At 36.8% G+C, this 19,246-nt stretch carries 15 protein-coding genes and 1 pseudogene; 8 read left to right on the forward strand and 8 right to left on the reverse strand.

Annotated features, from left to right (window positions below):
* Positions 1-46: 46 nt before the first annotated feature.
* The 4 genes and pseudogenes from DWA31_RS10685 to DWA31_RS10710 all read left to right on the forward strand — a co-directional run bounded on the left by DWA31_RS10685 (position 47) and on the right by DWA31_RS10710 (position 3,982).
* Positions 47-385 (forward strand): 4a-hydroxytetrahydrobiopterin dehydratase, encoded by a 339-nt coding sequence (locus DWA31_RS10685; protein WP_114326575.1) that lies wholly within the window; start codon positions 47-49, stop codon positions 383-385.
* A gap of 138 nt (positions 386-523) precedes the next feature.
* A complete protein-coding gene (gene tyrR / locus DWA31_RS10690; protein WP_114326576.1) occupies positions 524-2,092 on the forward strand; it encodes a transcriptional regulator TyrR in 1,569 nt (522 codons plus the stop codon).
* 260 nt (positions 2,093-2,352) lie between these two features.
* Positions 2,353-3,251, forward strand: a pseudogene (locus DWA31_RS10695) (fumarylacetoacetate hydrolase family protein).
* A 377-nt stretch (positions 3,252-3,628) separates the two neighbouring features.
* Entirely contained in the window at positions 3,629-3,982 is a 354-nt protein-coding gene (locus DWA31_RS10710; RefSeq protein WP_114326578.1) for a glutathione S-transferase family protein, read from the forward strand.
* Positions 3,983-4,115: 133 nt separating this feature from the next.
* Here the strand turns inward: DWA31_RS10710 and serA are convergent, their stop codons facing one another.
* From serA to DWA31_RS10730, 4 genes are all read right to left on the reverse strand, one after another.
* Entirely contained in the window at positions 4,116-5,351 is a 1,236-nt protein-coding gene (serA, locus tag DWA31_RS10715; RefSeq protein WP_114326579.1) for a phosphoglycerate dehydrogenase, read from the reverse strand.
* A 224-nt stretch (positions 5,352-5,575) separates the two neighbouring features.
* Positions 5,576-6,232 carry a ribose-5-phosphate isomerase RpiA gene (gene rpiA, locus DWA31_RS10720; RefSeq protein WP_114326580.1) on the reverse strand — a complete coding sequence of 219 codons (657 nt, stop codon included), beginning with the start codon at positions 6,230-6,232 and terminating at the stop codon, positions 5,576-5,578.
* 87 nt (positions 6,233-6,319) lie between these two features.
* Entirely contained in the window at positions 6,320-6,961 is a 642-nt protein-coding gene (locus tag DWA31_RS10725) for a 5-formyltetrahydrofolate cyclo-ligase (RefSeq protein ID WP_114326581.1), read from the reverse strand.
* A gap of 343 nt (positions 6,962-7,304) precedes the next feature.
* Positions 7,305-8,828, reverse strand: coding sequence for a peptide MFS transporter (locus tag DWA31_RS10730; protein WP_114326582.1), 1,524 nt, complete (start codon positions 8,826-8,828; stop codon positions 7,305-7,307).
* 908 nt (positions 8,829-9,736) lie between these two features.
* Between DWA31_RS10730 and DWA31_RS10735 the strand changes: the two genes are divergently transcribed.
* Complete coding sequence (locus tag DWA31_RS10735) at positions 9,737-12,490, forward strand: SLBB domain-containing protein (protein ID WP_114326604.1); 2,754 nt, start codon at positions 9,737-9,739, stop codon at positions 12,488-12,490.
* Between the two features lie 197 nt (positions 12,491-12,687).
* Here the strand turns inward: DWA31_RS10735 and pdxH are convergent, their stop codons facing one another.
* Together pdxH and DWA31_RS10745 are read right to left on the reverse strand one after the other, a co-directional pair.
* Entirely contained in the window at positions 12,688-13,338 is a 651-nt protein-coding gene (gene pdxH / locus DWA31_RS10740) for a pyridoxamine 5'-phosphate oxidase (RefSeq protein ID WP_114326583.1), read from the reverse strand.
* Between the two features lie 465 nt (positions 13,339-13,803).
* The gene (locus tag DWA31_RS10745; protein ID WP_245942585.1) at positions 13,804-14,091 is read right to left on the reverse strand and encodes a DUF4349 domain-containing protein; all 288 of its coding nucleotides are present in this window, start codon (positions 14,089-14,091) and stop codon (positions 13,804-13,806) included.
* An 86-nt stretch (positions 14,092-14,177) separates the two neighbouring features.
* Here DWA31_RS10745 and DWA31_RS10750 point away from each other — a divergent pair, with 86 nt between their 5' ends.
* Positions 14,178-16,367: a tRNA(Met) cytidine acetyltransferase TmcA gene (locus DWA31_RS10750; protein ID WP_114326605.1), complete on the forward strand. Its 2,190-nt coding sequence runs from the start codon at positions 14,178-14,180 to the stop codon at positions 16,365-16,367.
* On the opposite strand, the gene DWA31_RS10755 is transcribed toward DWA31_RS10750, so the two are convergent.
* Together DWA31_RS10755 and DWA31_RS10760 are read right to left on the reverse strand one after the other, a co-directional pair.
* The gene (locus DWA31_RS10755) at positions 16,339-16,572 is read right to left on the reverse strand and encodes a hypothetical protein (protein WP_114326585.1); all 234 of its coding nucleotides are present in this window, start codon (positions 16,570-16,572) and stop codon (positions 16,339-16,341) included. The two genes, DWA31_RS10750 and DWA31_RS10755, sit on opposite strands and share 29 nt — an antisense overlap.
* Positions 16,563-16,766, reverse strand: coding sequence for a hypothetical protein (locus tag DWA31_RS10760; protein WP_245942586.1), 204 nt, complete (start codon positions 16,764-16,766; stop codon positions 16,563-16,565). Before DWA31_RS10760 ends, DWA31_RS10755 begins: the two co-directional genes overlap by 10 nt.
* 205 nt (positions 16,767-16,971) lie before the next feature.
* Here DWA31_RS10760 and DWA31_RS10765 point away from each other — a divergent pair, with 205 nt between their 5' ends.
* Both DWA31_RS10765 and DWA31_RS10770 read left to right on the forward strand, forming a co-directional pair.
* On the forward strand, positions 16,972-17,868 hold the full coding sequence (locus DWA31_RS10765; RefSeq protein ID WP_114326586.1) for an ABC transporter ATP-binding protein: 897 nt from the start codon (positions 16,972-16,974) through the stop codon (positions 17,866-17,868).
* Positions 17,869-18,182: 314 nt separating this feature from the next.
* A complete protein-coding gene (locus tag DWA31_RS10770; RefSeq protein WP_114326587.1) occupies positions 18,183-19,205 on the forward strand; it encodes an ABC transporter permease in 1,023 nt (340 codons plus the stop codon).
* The last annotated feature ends 41 nt before the right edge of the window (positions 19,206-19,246 follow it).

The raw sequence follows: 19,246 nt of genomic DNA on the forward strand, positions 1-19,246 counted from the left end.
CTTAACTTTTTACCTTAAGATGAATGTAACTAGTTAAGGAATAAAAATGAGTAAAAAATTATCAACGCAGCAATGTGAAGCGTGTCATGTTGACGCCCCAAAAGTGAGTGACGGCGAATTTAAACAGCTACTAAACCAAATTCCAGATTGGGTACCCCGAGTTCGCGATAACGTGATGATGTTAGAAAGAGAGTACAAATTCAAAAATTATAAGTTAGCTTGGGCATTTGCCAACAAAGTGAGTGAATTAGCTGAAGCCGAATTTCATCACCCATCTATTTTACTTGAATGGGGTAAAGTCACGGTAACATGGTGGACACACTCTATTGGAGACTTGCATAAAAATGACTTTATTTGTGCGGCAAAAACTGATCAATTGATATGATTTGTAACATAAAAATACAAGCACATTATGTATTACACTAGTAAGTCTTAATAATATCTATTATTAAGACTTTGTTATTGTAAAAATTAGTTTACAATAGTTTTTTTATTTGAACTATTCGATAAAAGGGCTTCTTGCATGCGTTTGGAAATTACTTGTCATGATCGTGTTGGTATGGGGCAAAAAATATTAGCTATTTTTGTTGAACACAGTATCAATGTTCGCGGTATTGAATTTAAACAGCCCGGCAGAATTTTCATTAATATTCCCGATTTAGAATTCTCAGAAATACAAACTTTTATGCCTCAATTACGTTTGTTGGAAGGTGTTGCAGATGTAAGAACCGCGCCTTACATGCCTTCTGAACGTGAGCGTAATGAATTGGTTACTTTAATTAAAACCTTTCCTGATCCCTTTATTTCTCTTGATGTTAAAGGCAATATTCGCATTGTGAATAATATCGCGTCGTCAATTATGGGGTGTAATGAAGATACCGTTAAAGGCCAGCATATTAGTCAATGGCTTAAAGGTTTTAACTTTACCCGTTGGTTAGATAATGTTGATGTATTTGCTCAAACTCGTCGTTTAAAATTCCAAGGAGAAGACTTTGTCGCAGATATTATGCCTATTAATGTTATCAATGAGATTGACGAAATTGTCGGTGATAATAATCAGGTTTTGGCGGGAGCGGTACTTATTCTTAAGTCTGAAGCACGACTTGGTCAACAAATAAATGCTTTTAAAGAGCCAAACGAAAATGCTTTCTCAGGTATACAAGCCAGTAGTAGCGGTATGCGTAAAGTTATTCGTGAAGCTAAACGTATGTCGCAACTTGATGCGTCTATTTTAATTATTGGTGAAACGGGTACAGGCAAAGAACTCCTCGCTCGCGCATGTCATGCTGCGAGTGAACGAGCAGAGCAACCCTTTATGACGCTTAATTGCGCTGCTTTACCTGACGATGTTGCTGAATCAGAATTATTTGGTGTGGGTGAAAAAGACCATGAAGAAAGTAAACGAGGTATTTTTGAGCTTGCTGATGGCGGAAGTGTTTTTCTTGATGAAGTGGGCGAAATGTCGACTAAATTGCAAAGTAAACTTTTGCGTGTCATTCAAAATGGCAGCTTTAGACGAGTTGATTCAGAGCAAGAAGTGACGGTAAATGTACGTATTATTAGCTCAACAAACAAAGACTTACTTAACTTAGTTTCTCTTGGCCAATTTAGAGAAGATCTCTATTATCGCTTGAATGTGTTTGGTTTGAATATTCCACCACTAAGAGAGCGCCGAAGTGATATTTTACCATTGACCGAGTTTTTTATTGTTCATGCAGGACAGCAAATTGGCAGATCAAATCTAAAACTAACGCCTGAGTGCAGTGAGTTTATTGAACATTATCCGTGGCCAGGTAATGTCAGACAATTAGAAAATGTATTAACAAGATCTGCTTCATTGCTTGAAGGGACTGAAATTGAAATTGAACACTTACAGCTTCCTGCTTATACCCGTGAACATGGTTATTTAGAGCAAGAGTTTGAAGGTACTTTAGATGCGGCTGTTAAAAACTTTGAGGCTGATTTGTTACGTAAGCTTTATCCTGCCTATCCAAGCACTAGACAATTAGCTAAAAAACTTGGCTTAAGCCATACCGCTATTGCGAACAAATTGCGAGAGTATGATATCAATAAGAAAACAATTAAAATTTAGACTCAGTACATCCTTGTTTCTGTATGACTGAATAAATACGTCAAAAGAATTGATTGCCTGAGGTAAACCCCACAATTTTTCTTTAACCTGAACCAACAGCTTATAGAAAACTCACTTTTTACTATTCTTTATCGGTGGAAAAAATTCATATAAAGAATTTTTTCCACTATTAAATCCTCCCCTTTTCTGATTGTTTGAGGCTTTAAGCTAAACCCGTAGAATTAGTAACATAATTTGAAAGGTTTAACAAAAGGTCACTTATGAAGTTAGCTACTCTTAAAAATAATATGCGTGATGTTCAATTAGTCGTTGTTAATTTAACACTGGATAAAGCGGTAGTTGAGGCTGATATTGTTCTAACATTACAAGATGGATTAGATAATTGGCACGATATTTCACCTAAGCTAGAAATTGTTTATAACGCACTTAACAAGGGCGAAATTAACAATACTATTGCTTTTTAGCTGGCGCAATGTGAGTCACCATTGCCTAGAGCCTATCAGTGGGCAGATGGTCACGCGACAAAATAAAAGTTGCTTGTGAAAGCGTTGGTATTGATTTTGACTCAGAAGTTGCAGTTATCACTGATTATGTGCCTATGGGGGCATCTGTAAAGCAAGCCGCACAACATATAAAATTATTAATGTTACTCAATGATGTGTCATTACGTAACTTAGTTCCCGGTGAATTAGCGAAAAGTTTTGGCCTTTTTGGCTCAAAGCCATCTAGTGCTTTTTCTCCAGTTGCCATTACTGTTGATTAATTAGGGCAAGCGTGGGATGGCGATAAATTATATTTACCACTGACTGCCCACCTAAATAATGATTTGTTCGGTCAACCAAGTTGTGGTGTAAATATGACGTTTTATTTTCCAACTATTGTTGCCCATGCAGCAAGAACACGCCCATTATCTGCGGGCTGTATTGTTGGCTCTGGTACTATTTCAAACTATGATCGTTCTTAAGGTTCAAGCGGTATAGCTGAAAAACTGATGTGAGAAATAATTGCTGGTGGTAAATCAAAAACAGAATTTATGAACTTTGGTGATAACGTGCGTATTGAAATGTTTGATGAAATTGGCGACAGTATTTTTGGTGTCATAAGACAGACAATGGTTGAATATAAAAGTTTAAATAATGACAATATTGCCTTACTTTAGGCGAGTAATATGAAACTTTACGGTTATTGGCGTTCAACTGCGGCTTACAGAGTACGTATTGCTTTACATCTTATACTCATGATACTTCAAAATGCAGGATTCAGCTGGAATTAGAAACGTTTTTAGGCAAGACATTGATTGAATAGAATGGTTTTTCAGGAGAATATGCTCCTGCATTCTCTAATTAGCTACATCCATGTAGCGTCCTTCTCAAAATCAATAACGCAGCATAAAACGTTTCTAAACCAGCCCTGCGGGGATAACTGAGCAAAACATGCTCATTGTTACATCTGTTTTTAATGGAGCAACCATTAATAAAAAGATGTGCCTTGATCATGATCCGCTCAGGCGTCCTGAAACTCGCATTTTGAAGTGATTTGGGTATAGATATCGCTTGTGAAATTCATCCATTAAATAACTTACGTATTCAGCAATATTTGGCTACAGATCTTAATATAGAAAATGAAGCTAAAGCAGCATGGGTTGAGCATTGGATGATCATAGGTTTTAATGCGATTGAAAAACAATTAGCGCAAAGTGCAGGTTGTTATTGTTTTCAAGATCAAATAACCGTGGCTGATATTTGTTTGGTAGTACAAGTATATAATGCAAATCGCTTTAATGTTGATATGAGCGCCTATCCTTATATCAATCGAGTGGTTGATAATTGCAATAAGCTTAAAGCTTTTCAGCTAGCATTACCTGAAAATCAAGAAGATGCTCAGATATAACACACGTGTATTTACAAATTGTGCAGTGGTTCTAAAGTTATAATTAACATGACGGGTAAATAGTAATAAAAAAAGAGATCAACGACCTCTTTTTTTATATATAACGATTAATAGGTTGGGTATAACTAACCTATTAATGCAATATTCTTGCGCGGATAGTACCATCAATTGCTTTTAGTGCTTTAAGTGCTAGGGCACTGTCAGCAGATTCAACATCAATAACAACATAACCAATTTTATCATCAGTTTGTAAATACTGAGCAGCGATGTTAACACCGTGTTCAGCAAACGCTTGGTTAATTTTCGTCAATACACCCGGCTGGTTGTGATGAATGTGTAATAATCGACTAGCATTTATGTGCTCAGGCAGTGATACTTCAGGAAAATTAACGGCTGATAAACTTGAACCATTATCTGAATATTTTACTAATTTACTTGCTACTTCCAAACCAATATTTTCTTGGGCTTCTTTAGTACTACCGCCAATATGCGGTGTTAAAATAACATTATCAAAGCCACGTAATGGTGATAAAAACTCATCATCATTACCTTTTGGTTCAACAGGGAATACGTCAATGGCAGCACCAGCAATTTTTTTCTGAGTTAAAGCTTCTGCTAACGCATCAATGTCTACAACGGTTCCACGAGAAGCATTAATAAATATAGCACCGGATCTCATTGCCTCAAATTGAGCTGAACCAATCATGTATTGTGTTTGCGGTGTTTCTGGTACATGCAAGCTCACTACATCAGATTCGGCAAGTAAAGTATTCAATGATGCTGATTGACTCGCATTGCCTAGAGGTAGCTTTGTTTCAATATCATAAAAACGTACGCGCATCCCTAATGTTTCAGCCAAAATACCAAGCTGTGTACCAATGTGACCGTAACCAATAATACCTAAGGTTTTGCCGCGAGCTTCGAATGAACCTACTGCTGATTTAAGCCATTCTCCACGGTGTGCTTTAGCACTTTTTTCAGGAATACCGCGTAGCAATAATAAGGTTTCACCTAACACTAACTCTGCAACTGAACGAGTATTTGAAAACGGGGCATTAAAGACAGGAATACCTAACTCTTGTGCTGCGACGGTATCAACTTGATTGGTACCAATACAAAAACAACCAATAGCCACTAATTTTTTTGCGTGGCTTAATACTTCAGCGTTTAATTGAGTACGCGAGCGAATACCAATAAAGTGTGCACTGGCAATTTTTTCAATTAAATCGGACTCATTAAGTGAGGTTTTAAGATACTCAATATTCGAGTATCCTTTTGCTGTAAGCTCTTCAAGGGCACGTTGATGCACACCTTCAAGTAATAAAATCTTAATCTTGTCTTTTGCTAATGAATTTTTATTTGTAGTCATAAGGGGTCGCTTCGCTCGTTAAGTTAACACTTATATTTTTGAATTCGTTAATCTTAGCCATATTTTAGCAAAAACAAATGCGTTTAGATGGCTAGATATCTATAATGCAAATAAGATAGCATATAGTGCATAGACTCTAAAGTACTTATTTAGCCTAAATGAATAAAAAGGCCACTTAGCTAGATGAGTATACACAGGTCTATATTGTTTAATTATATTGATTGTTATTTGATTACGCGGACACCGGACTCTGTCCCTAAAACCAATATATCAGCGCCTCGCTTCGCAAATAAACCATTCGTTACTACGCCAACAATGGCGTTAATATCGGCTTCTAATTTTTTAGGATCTACAATTAATAAGTTGTGAACATCGAGGATAACATTACCGTTATCGGTAACTACGCCTTGACGATATTCAGGGTCACCACCCAGTTTAACTAGCTCGCGGGCAACATAACTACGTGCCATAGGAATGACTTCAACAGGTAACGGGAAACCACCCAGTAGTTCAACTTGTTTAGAATCATCAGCAATACAGATAAATTTATTGGCAACTGCGGCGACAATTTTTTCACGGGTTAGTGCCGCTCCACCACCTTTGATCATGCTCATATGCTTAGTTATTTCATCTGCACCATCAACATAAACATCTAAAACATCTACATTGTTTAGATCAAATACTTCAATACCATGGGATTTTAAGCGTTTGCTTGATTCTTCAGAGCTAGAGACCGCACCTTCAATTTTGTGTTTGATTGTCGCTAAGGCATCAATAAAATGATTTACTGTCGAGCCTGTACCTACGCCGACAATTGTGTCATTTTCAATAAATTCTAATGCTTTAATTGCTGCTGCTTTTTTCATCTCGTCTTGAGTCATGGCGCTGCCTTAGTAGGGATTTAGCTGTTTTGTAGATAGTATTGCAGATTATAACATTGTTCAAATAGTTTAGTAACGAGTTATCAGCTATGAACGGCGAAGAGCGTTAATAATACCCTCGCTACTCGCTACTTGAAACTGATGGTTTTGTGTTGGCGTAATAATTTCGGGTAAAGGTATATCCCAATATTCTACTGGCACTACATCAATTTGCTGACAATCATGAGCAATACCAATAGGGTACATTTTATGTGTTTGCCAATTAACTAATGTTCTGTCGTAAAAGCCACCGCCCATGCCTAATCTGGCACCTGAGCGATCAAAAGCGACCAGTGGTGTACATAACAGATCAAGTTGTTCTAATGGGCAAACCTTCGTTACCTCTAATTTCGGCTCACTGATGCCATATTGATTCTGGACCATAAAACTGTTCTTTTCAAATAATAAAAAGAGTAAATGACCGGAGCAAAAAGGGTGTAATACCGGTAAGTAGACTTGTTTGCCTTGTTGCCAACACCATTTAATAAAAGGCATAGGATCAAGCTCACCATCATTAGCTAGATATAAGGCGATTGTTTTTGCTGATTGAACTTTCGGATGATTTACTAAACGCAGCTTCAGTAATTCACTGGCTTCTTTTTGGAATGTTGTGGTAAGTGCCTTTCTTTTGGTACGCAATATTTGTCTAATTGACGTTCTAGTGTTGAGTTCAGTAGGGTTTATACTCATGTTACCTCGAAATACTCGTTTCAGCGAGAATTAAAAGGCTTAGAGGCAAGGCATTGATTGAAGAGAATGGTTGTTCCCTTGTCGAAATCAATAACGCAGCATGTAAGCCTTTAAAACTCGCCCTGCGGGGACGCCTGAGCAAATAATGCTCGTCTTTGCTCCTTTTGTTAAGGGAACAACCATTAATAAAAACAAGCGCCTTGATCATGAATTGCTCAGAAGTCCTGAAACAGACATTTTGAAGTATCATGAGTATAATAAAGGCTTAGTCATTTCTTTTGCTCAATAAAAAAATAAAGATGGATGTGTCGAAAACACCCACCTAATGCTAATCAAGTGCTAATTAAGCATTATTAGTTGATGCATTTTGGATATTAGTTGATTCTTCATCTTCTGATAAATTTTCCCAAAACCTTGATTTAAAACCTAGCAGTAAAATAATCAAACCAATACCCATACTAAATAAGCTAATTTGAATATACAGTGCAGGTATTTGAGACACATTGTTTGGATCATAATTACCGGCTAATAAACCTGAGATGATATTCCCAATAGAATAAGTCAAAACAAAAATGCCCATCATTTGCCCGGCAAAACGTTTAGGAGATAATTTGCTCACAGCGCTTAATGCTACAGGGCTTAAACATAATTCACCAACGGTATGTAAAAAATAGGTTGCTACTAACCAATAGGGGGCAACTTTCATCCCAGAAGCTGCATGTTGTGCAGCAAAGAACATAACAATGAAGCCACTTGCCATAATAATTAAACCAACAGCACATTTTATTCCATAAGATGGACTAACAAGCTTTTTTCCTAAGTTGATCCATAATGCGGCAAAGAAAGGGGATAATAATACGATAAAGAATGAGTTTAATGATTGAAACCAGCCAGTGGGTATTTCAAATGAACCCACAATACGATCGGTATAATCGCGCGTAAATAAATTCATTGAGGAACCGGCCTGTTCAAACCCAGACCAAAAACAAGCGGAAGCGACACAAATAATTAATAACGCGACTAATTTTTTCTTTTCAACAACCGATAATGAACTAAAGAAATAAATGGTCGCATAGTAAATAACGAAAATAGCAGAAAATACGACAGCAACATATTGAGCAATGGTAACAGGTACTATGGTTAGCATATCTTGGAGTATTAGGTAAGTTACTAATACTACAGTAGCTAAAAAGCCGTAGATAATTGTCCAGCTAAGTTTTTGTGCTTTTTTTGATAATGGATAAACCGGCTTTGCGCCTATGCCATTAAGGTTTGGCGTGGTGATTTTGTATTGAACTAACCCGATAGCCATACCTATAGCCGCCGCACCAAATGCCCAATGCCAACCTTGATTCTCCATTAAATAACCACAAGCACCATAACCGATCACTGAACCGATATTAATGCCCATATAATAAATGGCATAACCACTATCACGACGAATATCTTTATCAGAATATAACTGACCAACCATGGCACCAATATTGGGTTTTAATAAGCCAGTTCCTAACACGACAAAGATTAATCCAATTAAAAATGAATAATCGCTAGGTATTGCTAAAATTATATGGCCAATCATGATGATTATTCCGCCATACCATACGGCTTTTTGTCCACCAATTAACCTATCAGCAATCCAACCACCTGGTAGCCCCATAAAGTATACACTACCAGTGTATAGACCATAAATTGCGGCTGCTGAGGCGACGGTTAAACCTAACCCTTCTTCTTGTAGAGTAGCCGTCATAAATAAAACAAGTAACATACGCATGCCGTAATAACTCATGCGCTCCCACATTTCGGTAAAAAAAAGTGTTTTAAGGCCACTAGGATGGCCAAAAAAGTCTTCTGTAGATTGTACTGACATAAAAAATTCCCGAAAAAGTCACCATATTGTATTGATTTTTATTATGGCTGACAGATGTTTGCTCATAACGAAATAGTGCTAAAAACCATTAACAGACGAAAGTTATACCTGTGCTTGAGCGTAAAGGCAAATTTGAATAGATAACAATCTATTAACAAGTTCGTTTTATACTCATGTTACCTCGAAATACTCGTTTCAGCGAGAATTAAAAGGCTTAGAGGCAAGGCATTGATTGAAGAGAATGGTTGTTCCCTTGTCGAAATCAATAACGCAGCATGTAAGCCTTTAAAACTCGCCCTGCGGGGACGCCTGAGCAAATAATGCTCGTCGTTGCTCCTTTTGTTAAGGGAACAACCATTAATAAAAAGATGCGCCTTGAACATGAATTACTCAGTAGCCCTGAAACAGACATTTTGAAGTATCATGAGTATATGTAGAGAAGTTTTTCCTATTAACTAACGAGTATGTCTATAACTATCTTATAAATTTAGCAATGGAATATGCACTAGCTTTATTCAGAATATATGGTCAGTTTTCTGAGCGACAGCTATTCTCTAAGTCTCTTGTACGCAGTCTTATATATCAATGCTAAAAGCCCCACTTAAGGCTTATAGTTCAAGATTAAGGTAAATATCATGGGTATAAGTACTTACAGAAAATAATTGCTTCTGCTTATTATAACAAAATGTTGCCTGAAACGTCATGTAGACAAAGGCAATATAAGGAAGGCTGTAAGTGAATAGTTACTGCTATTATACTATTGTTTGCTTGTTACTATGCTGTTAGACTTCGGCGTTGTTAATTTGAGCATAAATGCTCAATATTTTCTTTATTTCCGCTAAGCTTGTGCATGTTAAAAAGGCTTAGGGTAACCGCATTACAGGAACACCTTTGCGCTAATGATTATTATGACTAAAAAATTCTTTAATAAACTCACTCAAGTGGTAACTAAGTTTACATTTCATTTTGTTGCTTTTTCAATATTGATTTTTTCAACTCAAGCTATGTCTTATCAACAAGTAAGTAAAGCTCAGATAGCAGCGTTTCAAAAGATGTCTCCATCACAGCAAAAAGCGCTAGCTAAAAGTATGGGATTCGATATTAGTAATATTGGTGATATAGGGAATATTTCAAAACAATTGTCAGGGACAGGTATCGATAGTCAACCGATAGTAAATACTAAAATCACCCCTCGCGCTAGCCAGGTTGATCAAAAAAGAAGTTCTGATAAGCAAATAGAAAGCTTAGGACAAATGAAAGAATTAAAGCCTTTTGGTTATGATGTGTTTGCTAATTCACCTCAAACCTTTTCGCCAACCATGGATATTGCGATTCCTGCCGGTTATATAGTAGCTCCTGGTGATAAAATTTCTATTCAAGTATTTGGTAAAGAAAGTGATGAACTCGAATTAGAGGTAAATAGGGAAGGACAAATTGTTTTTCCAACTCATGGACCTTTTGCCGTTGCTGGCTTGTCTTTTTCTGAAATGAAACGTTTATTAATTGCAAAAATCAAAGAAAAAGTTCTTGGTGTCGATGTTGTTATTGGCATGGCGTCGTTACGTTCAATGCGAGTATTTGTTTTAGGCGCTGCATTTAAACCGGGGCCATACAATCTAAGTTCTTTATCCAGTATTATCCACGCTGTTTTTGCCGCAGGTGGCATTAGTGATATTGGGAGCTTACGTAATATACAACTCAAGCGTTCTGGTAAGTTGATCAAAACACTCGACTTATACGATTTACTTATTCAAGGTGACTCTAGCAACGATGTGTTATTACAATCAGGTGATGTGGTTTTTATTCCACCTGTAGGTAAAGTAGTTTCTATTGACGGCGAAGTACGTCGCCCGGCTATTTATGAATTAGCAACGGGAGATGATTTTGCTAGTGTATTAGCGATGGCGGGTGGTTTATTACCAAGTGCCTATGCAAAGTCAACCTTTATTGAACGCTATAATCAAAATGATTTACGCAGTATTGTTAATGTCGATTTTACTAACGACAAACAATTGTTATCAAAAGCGCAAGCCGGTGATTTTATCCGAGTAATGAAAGCTGCTGATATGTTTTCACAATCTATTACCTTAATTGGTGCATTAACGCGCCCTGGAAAATATCAATGGCAGCAAGGACAAAGAGTTACAGACTTATTACCTCATGTTAATTCACATACATTAGATAATGCTGATTTAAATTATAGTTTGATTATTCGAGAAATTGATCAAGCACGTAACATTGAAGTATTACAATTCGGTCTTGCTAAAGCCATCACTAATCCAGAATCTGAAGATAATTTTTTATTAAAAGCAAATGATAAATTGTTAGTGTTCTCTCGAGTATCTCAATTGTATGAAAGTAGTTTGTCGCTTGATATGCTTGCATACACGCAAGAAGAGCTCTTTAAGAAAGAGCAAAAGTTGGCTAAAGATAAATTTAAAACCAAGCAGTTTTGGCAAAAGTATGACCATCCAAATAAAATAGCTGAAATAGAAGTAGACAAAACAACCAAACTGGCAAATCAATCTATTGTACAAATTTCAGGAGGCGACATAGAAGAAAAAGTTAATGTAAAAGAACTTACTTTATTTTCTCGCCAACGTTTATTGATGCCTATCATTCAAAAGTTGAAGAACCAAGGCGGTTCAGGACAACCTATTCAACTAATTGAAATTGATGGCTCGGTGAAATTCCCAGGTGTTTATCCTCTGGTACGTAATGGTCGAGTAGATGATTTAATCGCTGCCGCAGGTGGTTTAAATGAGTCTGCATATTTAGCGCGAGCAGAGATAACTCGCAATCAAGTACATAGCCAATTTGTAAGCAAACGTTCTATTTCAGTAAATTTAACAGCGGCGTTACAAGGTGAAGAAAACGATAATATTTTATTGCAAAGCAAAGATAGATTAAATATCCATAAAATTCCTGCGTGGAGTGAAAATCATGTCATTGAATTACGGGGCGAGTTTGTTTTTCCTGGTAAATATACCATTCGTCGTGGTGAAAACCTGTCTGATTTAATCGCGAAAGCAGGTGGTTTTACTCCTTTTGCTCATCAAGAAGGCTCGGTATTTACTCGGGTTAAACTAAAAGAGCTAGAGTTACAAAACTTGATTAAACTATCGGGTGATTTACGTATTGAAATGGCATCTAAATCTTTATCAGATAGTGATTATTCGCAATCTTATAGTGATGTTCAAACGATGCTAAACGATCTTACTAAATTAAAACCTGTTGGTCGCTTAGTGATAAACCTACCAAAAGTTGTTAAAGATAATGATTACGATATTTTACTTGAAGGTGGTGATGCACTTTACGTACCTACCTTAAAAAATTCAGTGAACGTTATAGGTCAAGTACAGGTCACTTCTTCTCATATTTATGATAAAAGTTTAACTGCACAGGATTACTTAGCACAAAGTGGTGGTAGTAAAAAACGTGCCGATGAAGGACGAGTTTATATTATTGCAGCTAATGGCAGCATAAAGCTAATGGACAATAGTAATTGGTTTGCAAGTAATGCGGGTGATAATATGAAGCCTGGTGATACTGTTGTGGTACCACTTGATTCTGAGTACATGAATAACTTAACTTTATGGACCAGCGCTACCACTATCATGTATAACACGGCAATAGCGATAGCAGCGATTAGCGGCTTATAGTACTTTAAATAACCTCGCCCTAAGGGCTGAGGTTCACTATAACTACCGTTGTTTTTATTTGTTATGCTAATTGTCTTGCTTTGTTGGAGTGCTACCGCTTCTGCTGAATCATTAAGTCAGGACATGTGGATGGGAGCAAGTTGGACAGTTGGTTGAGCTGCACACTCAGAATAAGTGAGCAGTAATGCTTAATATGATTACGGATGAAGCTTAAAGTTCTGCCAAGCTTCATCATTTTTCTCAAAACACACTCTGTCATGTAAACGACTTGCGCGGCCTTGCCAAAATTCGATGTAGGTGGGCTTTACACGCCAGCCACCCCAAAACTCAGGATGCGGTACTTCACCTTGCGCATACTTATCATTAAAATTTGCCATGCGGTCTTTTAGCTCATTATCGTGTGTTAGCTTTTGGCTTTGCTTTGAAGCCCAAGCGCCAATTTGACTCCCTCTATCACGGCTATGAAAATAATCAGCTGATTCTTGCGGTGTTACCTTTTCAACCGTACCTTCTATGCGTATCTGTCGTTGTAATACATTCCAATGAAATAATAATGCTACCTTATTATTTTCTACTAGTTCATGACTTTTTCGGCTACCGTAGTTAGTAAAAAACACAAAGCCTTGCTCATCGAAATGCTTTAGCAACACCATGCGTGAGCTTGGTTGGCCATCACTACAGCTGCTGACGGACATTGCTTCAGGTAATAAAATCCCTGATTTGTTAGCATCGTTAAACCACTGCGTAAAAAGTGCTAAAGGAGTTGTATCAGAAGAAATTTCGGGTAAAGGTAAAGCGACTCCTTGACCAAAGGTAAATAGGCATCGAAGTTTTTCTAATAAAGTCATAAGTGAATTCAGAATAAAGTCATAGGATTAATACTGGTTATGATTTTATCAGGTTTTTATAAAAGAAAACTAATCTAATATTGATTTATTTACACTATACCCATGCCACTTTAAGATTCAGGATTCAGCTGGAATTAGCAACGCCTTTAGATACAGGTTCATAGTTCCAGACTGAACCTAAGTACCTACATCCATGTACGCAAGGTATTTATTGAAGAGAATGGTTGTTCAGGATAATGTGCTCCTGCATTATCTAATAAGTTACATCCATGTAGCGCCATTGTCGAAATCAATAACGTAGCATAAAGCTTTTCTAAACCAGCCCTTGGGGAAGGCTGAGCAAATCATACTCTGCGTTGTATTTCTTTTTAAGGGAATAAATAACCCTTAATAAAAAAATGCGCCTTGATTATGAATCGCTCAGACATCCTGAAACTAGTATCTTCAAGTAGCATGGGTATAACATTACCAGTCATCTGAGTCATCTAGTAAGTCTTTTAATCTTTTTTTCTCCATTAAATCATCTATGCGCTTTCTAGCGAGTAAGTTTCTTTGTGCTTGCTCTAGTGCCTGCTTGTTGGCCAGTTCACGAGACTCTATATCAATTCCTTGTTCAGCAGTTTCCTCGTTTTCCTCGTTTTCCTCACTATCCTCAATGTTATCTAAAAAATCATCGTCATTTGCCATTAGCTTTACTCTTGAAGAAATACCAGTAATAAATACCAACATAGGCAAGTAATAAAATATTTTCAATAAAACTTTATACTTTCTTTTATTGGTATAGCGAATATTAAGGTAATATGGGTATATACAGCACTAATTATTTGACAGAAGTTACTATGCTAAATACCACCTTTTCTCAATGGTTTGATCATTTTCACCAACAAGCAAAGGCCTTGAGTGAACGACGTTTAATTGTGCTTGTGGGTGAGAATGAGTGGGCACATTCCTTATTGCAAACAATTAATTCTTATAATCATGATATAAATAATATGGATGAAAAGTCATGGTTGATTTATGGTGATAGTGAGCTGATTAAAGCGAATGTTTCACCGCAACGTTTTCGAGATAGGCTTGGCACTGAAAGTGATTTTGTTGTTTTTATTGAGCCACAATTGACGCTGGATGCCTTTGCTGCCTTATCTGGCACTCTTGTTGCTGGCGGTATAATGTTTTTGGTAATAAATGACATGACGTTGTTTAAACATAGTCACTTCTTTAAACGCTTTTTCTCTTTACTTCAAGGTTATTCTGAACATGTTAAACTGGAGCAGGAGGCTCTTGTTTTCCCTTCATTGAAGCTAATAAACCAAGTGAGTGATAAACGGGCAATAAACTCGGTAAGTTCCTCTAGATCACAAGCGTTAACTTATGGTTGTGTTACTCAAGAACAAGTGAGTGCGGTTGAAGCCATAACTAAAGTTATCAAAGGGAAAAGTAAGCGACCGTTGGTGTTAACCGCTGACAGAGGGAGAGGTAAATCATCAGCGTTAGCTATTGCTTGTGCTCAGTTATTAGCATTAGCCAAAAATGATAATAAACTGCATATTATTATCACTGCTGCAGAGTTAAATTCGGTACAAATATTTTTCAGTCAGTTAGCGATAAGTTTACCTCAAGGTCACCAAGAAGCTCATAAATTTACAGCGCCTCATGGCTTTGTTGAGTTTGTTGCTGTTGATAAATTGCTTAAGTTACAACCTAAGGTTAGTTTAGTCTTAGTTGATGAAGCGGCAGCTATTCCTGTGTACTTGCTTGAACAATTATTATTTGATCACTCTCGCTTGGTTTTTGCTAGTACGATTCATGGCTATGAAGGGGCAGGGCGCGGTTTTACCTTGAAATTTCAACAAACCTTAAGCAAATTATTTCCACATTGGCGTAGCTTACATATAAATGAGCCCATTCGGTGGCGATTGGGTGATCCACTAGAGCAATTAGTTTTTGATGCATGCTTATTGAACGCCGAATTACCAAATGTGTGCAATCAACGCCTAAATTCTAATTTAGCGATACCAAATACTCAATTTGAGTTTAAACATTTCACCGCGGCAGAATTAGTTGCCGATGAAAGCGTGCTCAGGCAAGTTTTTGCAGTGCTGGTGACTGCGCATTATCAAACTAAGCCGAGTGATGTACAGATGTTATTGGACAATGAACAGGTTCAGCTTGTTTGTTTGATGTCAGCCGATAACGGGCAGCAACAAGTTATTGCGGTCGCTTTATTGATGCATGAAGGTAAATACAATGGGCAGGGTATTACCGAGGCTGAATTTAAAGCCGTTAGTAAATCCAAAAGACGGTTAAGAAATAATTTTATTCCGCAATCTTTGCTAACTCAATGTGGTGTTGAGCAAGCTTTTGACTATCATTATATAAGAGTGATGAGGATCGCTGTTCATCCGCAAGTGCAGCATCAAGGTATTGGTTCATTGTTTTTGAGTGAAATAACTACATTTTCAAAAGCTCAAAGTGCTGATTTTTTAGCATCGAGTTTTGGCGCCACCAAGCCTTTACTTTCTTTTTGGTTAACTGCGGGCTTTAAGTTAGGCCGAGTTGGTTTTAGTAAGGACAAAGCAAGTGGTGAGCAATCAGCATTAGTATTAAAGTCGCTTTCAGGGAATTCTGAGCAGGTACTTGTCACGATCAATACTGAGTTTTACCGACAGTTTGATTATTTATTAGTTGAAGAATATAAACACTTAGCGACAAATTTAGTGGCATTAATTCAACAATATTGCCCGCAATCATCTTTAATAACGTTGAGACCACTTGATAACGCTAATGTTGAAGCGTTTGCTCACGGGTATCGGCAATATTCTAGTTGTGTTTTTAGTCTGCATTTATGGCTAAAACAGCAATTATGTAATCAACATCTTAATGATGAAGTGCTCTGCGTTTTGATTAGTAGAATTATGCAAAAACATAGTGTTAGCGATATTTGTAGTAAATATCATTTTACCGGGAAAAAAGCGCTGGAGCAGTTTTTAAAGGCAAGTGTTATGAGTGGTTTAACAGGGAACTGTTAACTTGCCAACGCCAGTATTTTTGCATCGATAAATAATCACAGCGTTTTTCACCATCATAGCCAATGTCATCATGATGTAATAGCCGGTTTAGATAATAATTAATAGTTTTAGCTAAACCACAACTGGGGTGATCTTTATACGTTATTATTAATATGTTTAACCAGCCTTCTAGTTGTACAAGTTCAGATGATAACTTTAGGCACATAAATAATTTTCCTTATTGTCAGTACTCGTTGCTAATAGTGCTTGCCAAATTACCTTTTTCGCACTGGCATTCAAACATTTACAGTCTTCCCCGTGCAGTAAACCTGATTTGAGTAGTTGCTTTAGAACATGGCTAGATAGTTCGACTTGAACTTTACTGGCTGTTGTTTCGGTATTGAACACAGGTGTCATCATAATTACTTCCTTTTTTGTACTTTATTTAAAGCCAAACTAGTAAAAAACGAATCACATTTTTAATTAGTTTGGTTATATGAGTATAAAATAAACTAAAAAACACCCAAATACAAATGATAATTGTTATCATTTGTAAAAATATAATGTTATTTAGTATGAGTTCAGTACAATAAAGTTAAGAATAAATTCATCGAGATATTAATGCATGAGTGTTGCTATTTGTGTTCAAGAATTAACGAAACAATATAAAGATGTCACTGCAGTTAATAATATCAGTTTTAACGTTGAGCAAGGCCACTGCTTTGGTTTATTAGGACCAAATGGGGCAGGTAAAACGACGACAATAGAAATTATGGAAGGAATTATTTCGCCAACTTCGGGTCAGGTCATCTACAAAGGTAAAGAGTACCAAGGGAAAAAAGTTGATGAAAGTATCTCACAACAAATAGGTATTCAGTTTCAACATACGGCCTTACAAGATTTTTTAACCGTTAAAGAAACCCTGAACTTATTTTCATCATTTTATCAACACACGTTAGCACAAGAACAAATCATTGAGCTTTGCGATTTAAATGATTTTTTAAATCGAGATAATCGATTACTTTCCGGTGGGCAGAGACAGCGGTTATTACTTGCCTTAGCATTAATAAATGATCCTGAAATTATTTTTTTAGATGAACCTACCACAGGTTTAGATCCTCATGCGAGGCGAAATTTTTGGCAATTGATTAAGAACATTAAAGCACAAAATAAAACGATTATTTTAACCACCCATTATATGGATGAAGCAGAGCAACTTTGTGATGATATTGTCATTATGGATCAAGGTAAAATTATTGAAGCAGGAACACCTCATCAATTACTTAATAAACATTTTAGTGAAGTCTTTATTTATCTGCCAGCAGAGCAAGTACCCTCAATTTTAGTTGAGCAAAATCAATGGCAAAAAATCGCTGGGCGAGTTGAAATAACCACCAGTAATGTTGAACAAACGTTAACCTTATTAATGAACAGTAAAGTGTCTTTAGCAGGATTACATGTGAAATCAGCAAATCTTGATGACTTGTTTTTACATTTAACAGGGCACTCCCTAAGAGAATGAATACTCAAGCCACTTCAAACTGTAGTTTCAGGGCAACTGAGCAATTCATGATCAAGGCGCATCTTTTTATTAATGGTCATTCAGGAGAATGTGCTCCTGCATTCTCTAATAAGCTACGTCCATGTAGCGTCCTTAAATAATAGATGCAACGACGAGCATTATTTGCTCAGTTGCCTCCGAAGGACGAGTTTAAAAGACTTATATGTAGCGTTATTGATTTTGACAAGGGAATAGCCATTATCTACAATCAATATCTTACCTTTAAGTCTTTTAATTCTCGCTGAACTCTACAATTTGAGGTGGTTTGAGTATATATGAATATAAAACGATTTTTTGCTGTTTTTAAGGCGCGTAATATTGAGTTTTTCCGTGATAAATCATCATTAAGTTGGAACTTGTTTTTCCCTGTGTTGTTATTAGTTGGTTTCTCGTTTATCTTTTCTGGCGATGGTCGCTCGGCATATAAAGTTGGTTGGATAGAAGAAACAAAAAAAATCCAAGGTGAAGCGATACAAAACCCTTTTAAAGACACCCGGTTTATCGACTTTATTAACTATAAAGATATTGAAATTGCTAAAGGTAAACTTAGTCGCCATACCATAGACTTAGTCATTGCTCATCACCGTAAACGTTATTGGGTCAATGATGAATCCGCTAAAAGTTATTTGGTAGAAAAAATATTTAGTGACAAGCTTGAGGGCTATACGCGTGGACAAACGCGCGGTAAAAAAATTCGATATATTGATTGGGTATTACCGGGCATATTAGGCATGAATATGATGTTCAGCTGCCTATTTGGTGTGGGTTATGTCATTGTGCGCTATCGGAAAAATGCCGTATTAAAACGGTTGAAAGCCACACCATTATCGGCTTTTGAGTTTGTTTCCGCCCAATTATTGTCACGTTTGTTTATTGTTATGTTTATGTCCGTTATTGTGTATAGCGGCTGTAACTTGCTGTTTGATTTTTTTATGTTAGGTAGTTATTTTGATTTATTTATCATTGGCATGCTAGGCGCTTTTTGTTTAATCAGTTTAGGTTTATTAGTGGCAAGTCGTAGTAAAAGTGAAGAATTAATTGGCGGGTTATTAAACGTAACATCATGGCCAATGATGATGCTTTCAGGCGTGTGGTTTAGTTTAGAGGGAGCACCACCAGCATTAAAAGTATTTGCGGACTTTTTGCCGTTAACGCATTTGGTCGCAGGTGCGAGAGAAGTGATTACTGAAGGAGCTACCTTGGCTGATATAAGTTATCACGTAAACTGTTTATTACTGATGAGTGCGATATTTTTGTCTCTTGGTTCCTATTTTTTTAGTTGGAATGCTGAGCGTTAATCGACAACCGGTAGTAAATAAAATACACTAGTGGTCATACC

Origin of the sequence: Candidatus Colwellia aromaticivorans (assembly GCF_003333305.1) — a bacterium.
Taxonomy (GTDB): Bacteria; Pseudomonadota; Gammaproteobacteria; order Enterobacterales; family Alteromonadaceae; genus Colwellia; species Colwellia aromaticivorans.

Coding starts and splice junctions, on each gene's coding strand:
- DWA31_RS10765 (WP_114326586.1), top strand. CDS start 16,972: ATGAGTGTTGCTATTTGTGTTCAAGAATTAACGAAACAATATAAAGAT.
- DWA31_RS10755 (WP_114326585.1), bottom strand. CDS start 16,572: ATGTGCCTAAAGTTATCATCTGAACTTGTACAACTAGAAGGCTGGTTA.
- DWA31_RS10770 (WP_114326587.1), top strand. CDS start 18,183: ATGAATATAAAACGATTTTTTGCTGTTTTTAAGGCGCGTAATATTGAG.
- DWA31_RS10750 (WP_114326605.1), top strand. CDS start 14,178: ATGCTAAATACCACCTTTTCTCAATGGTTTGATCATTTTCACCAACAA.
- DWA31_RS10760 (WP_245942586.1), bottom strand. CDS start 16,766: ATGATGACACCTGTGTTCAATACCGAAACAACAGCCAGTAAAGTTCAA.
- tyrR (WP_114326576.1), top strand. CDS start 524: ATGCGTTTGGAAATTACTTGTCATGATCGTGTTGGTATGGGGCAAAAA.
- DWA31_RS10725 (WP_114326581.1), bottom strand. CDS start 6,961: ATGAGTATAAACCCTACTGAACTCAACACTAGAACGTCAATTAGACAA.
- serA (WP_114326579.1), bottom strand. CDS start 5,351: ATGACTACAAATAAAAATTCATTAGCAAAAGACAAGATTAAGATTTTA.
- pdxH (WP_114326583.1), bottom strand. CDS start 13,338: ATGACTTTATTAGAAAAACTTCGATGCCTATTTACCTTTGGTCAAGGA.
- DWA31_RS10735 (WP_114326604.1), top strand. CDS start 9,737: ATGACTAAAAAATTCTTTAATAAACTCACTCAAGTGGTAACTAAGTTT.
- DWA31_RS10730 (WP_114326582.1), bottom strand. CDS start 8,828: ATGTCAGTACAATCTACAGAAGACTTTTTTGGCCATCCTAGTGGCCTT.
- rpiA (WP_114326580.1), bottom strand. CDS start 6,232: ATGACTCAAGACGAGATGAAAAAAGCAGCAGCAATTAAAGCATTAGAA.
- DWA31_RS10685 (WP_114326575.1), top strand. CDS start 47: ATGAGTAAAAAATTATCAACGCAGCAATGTGAAGCGTGTCATGTTGAC.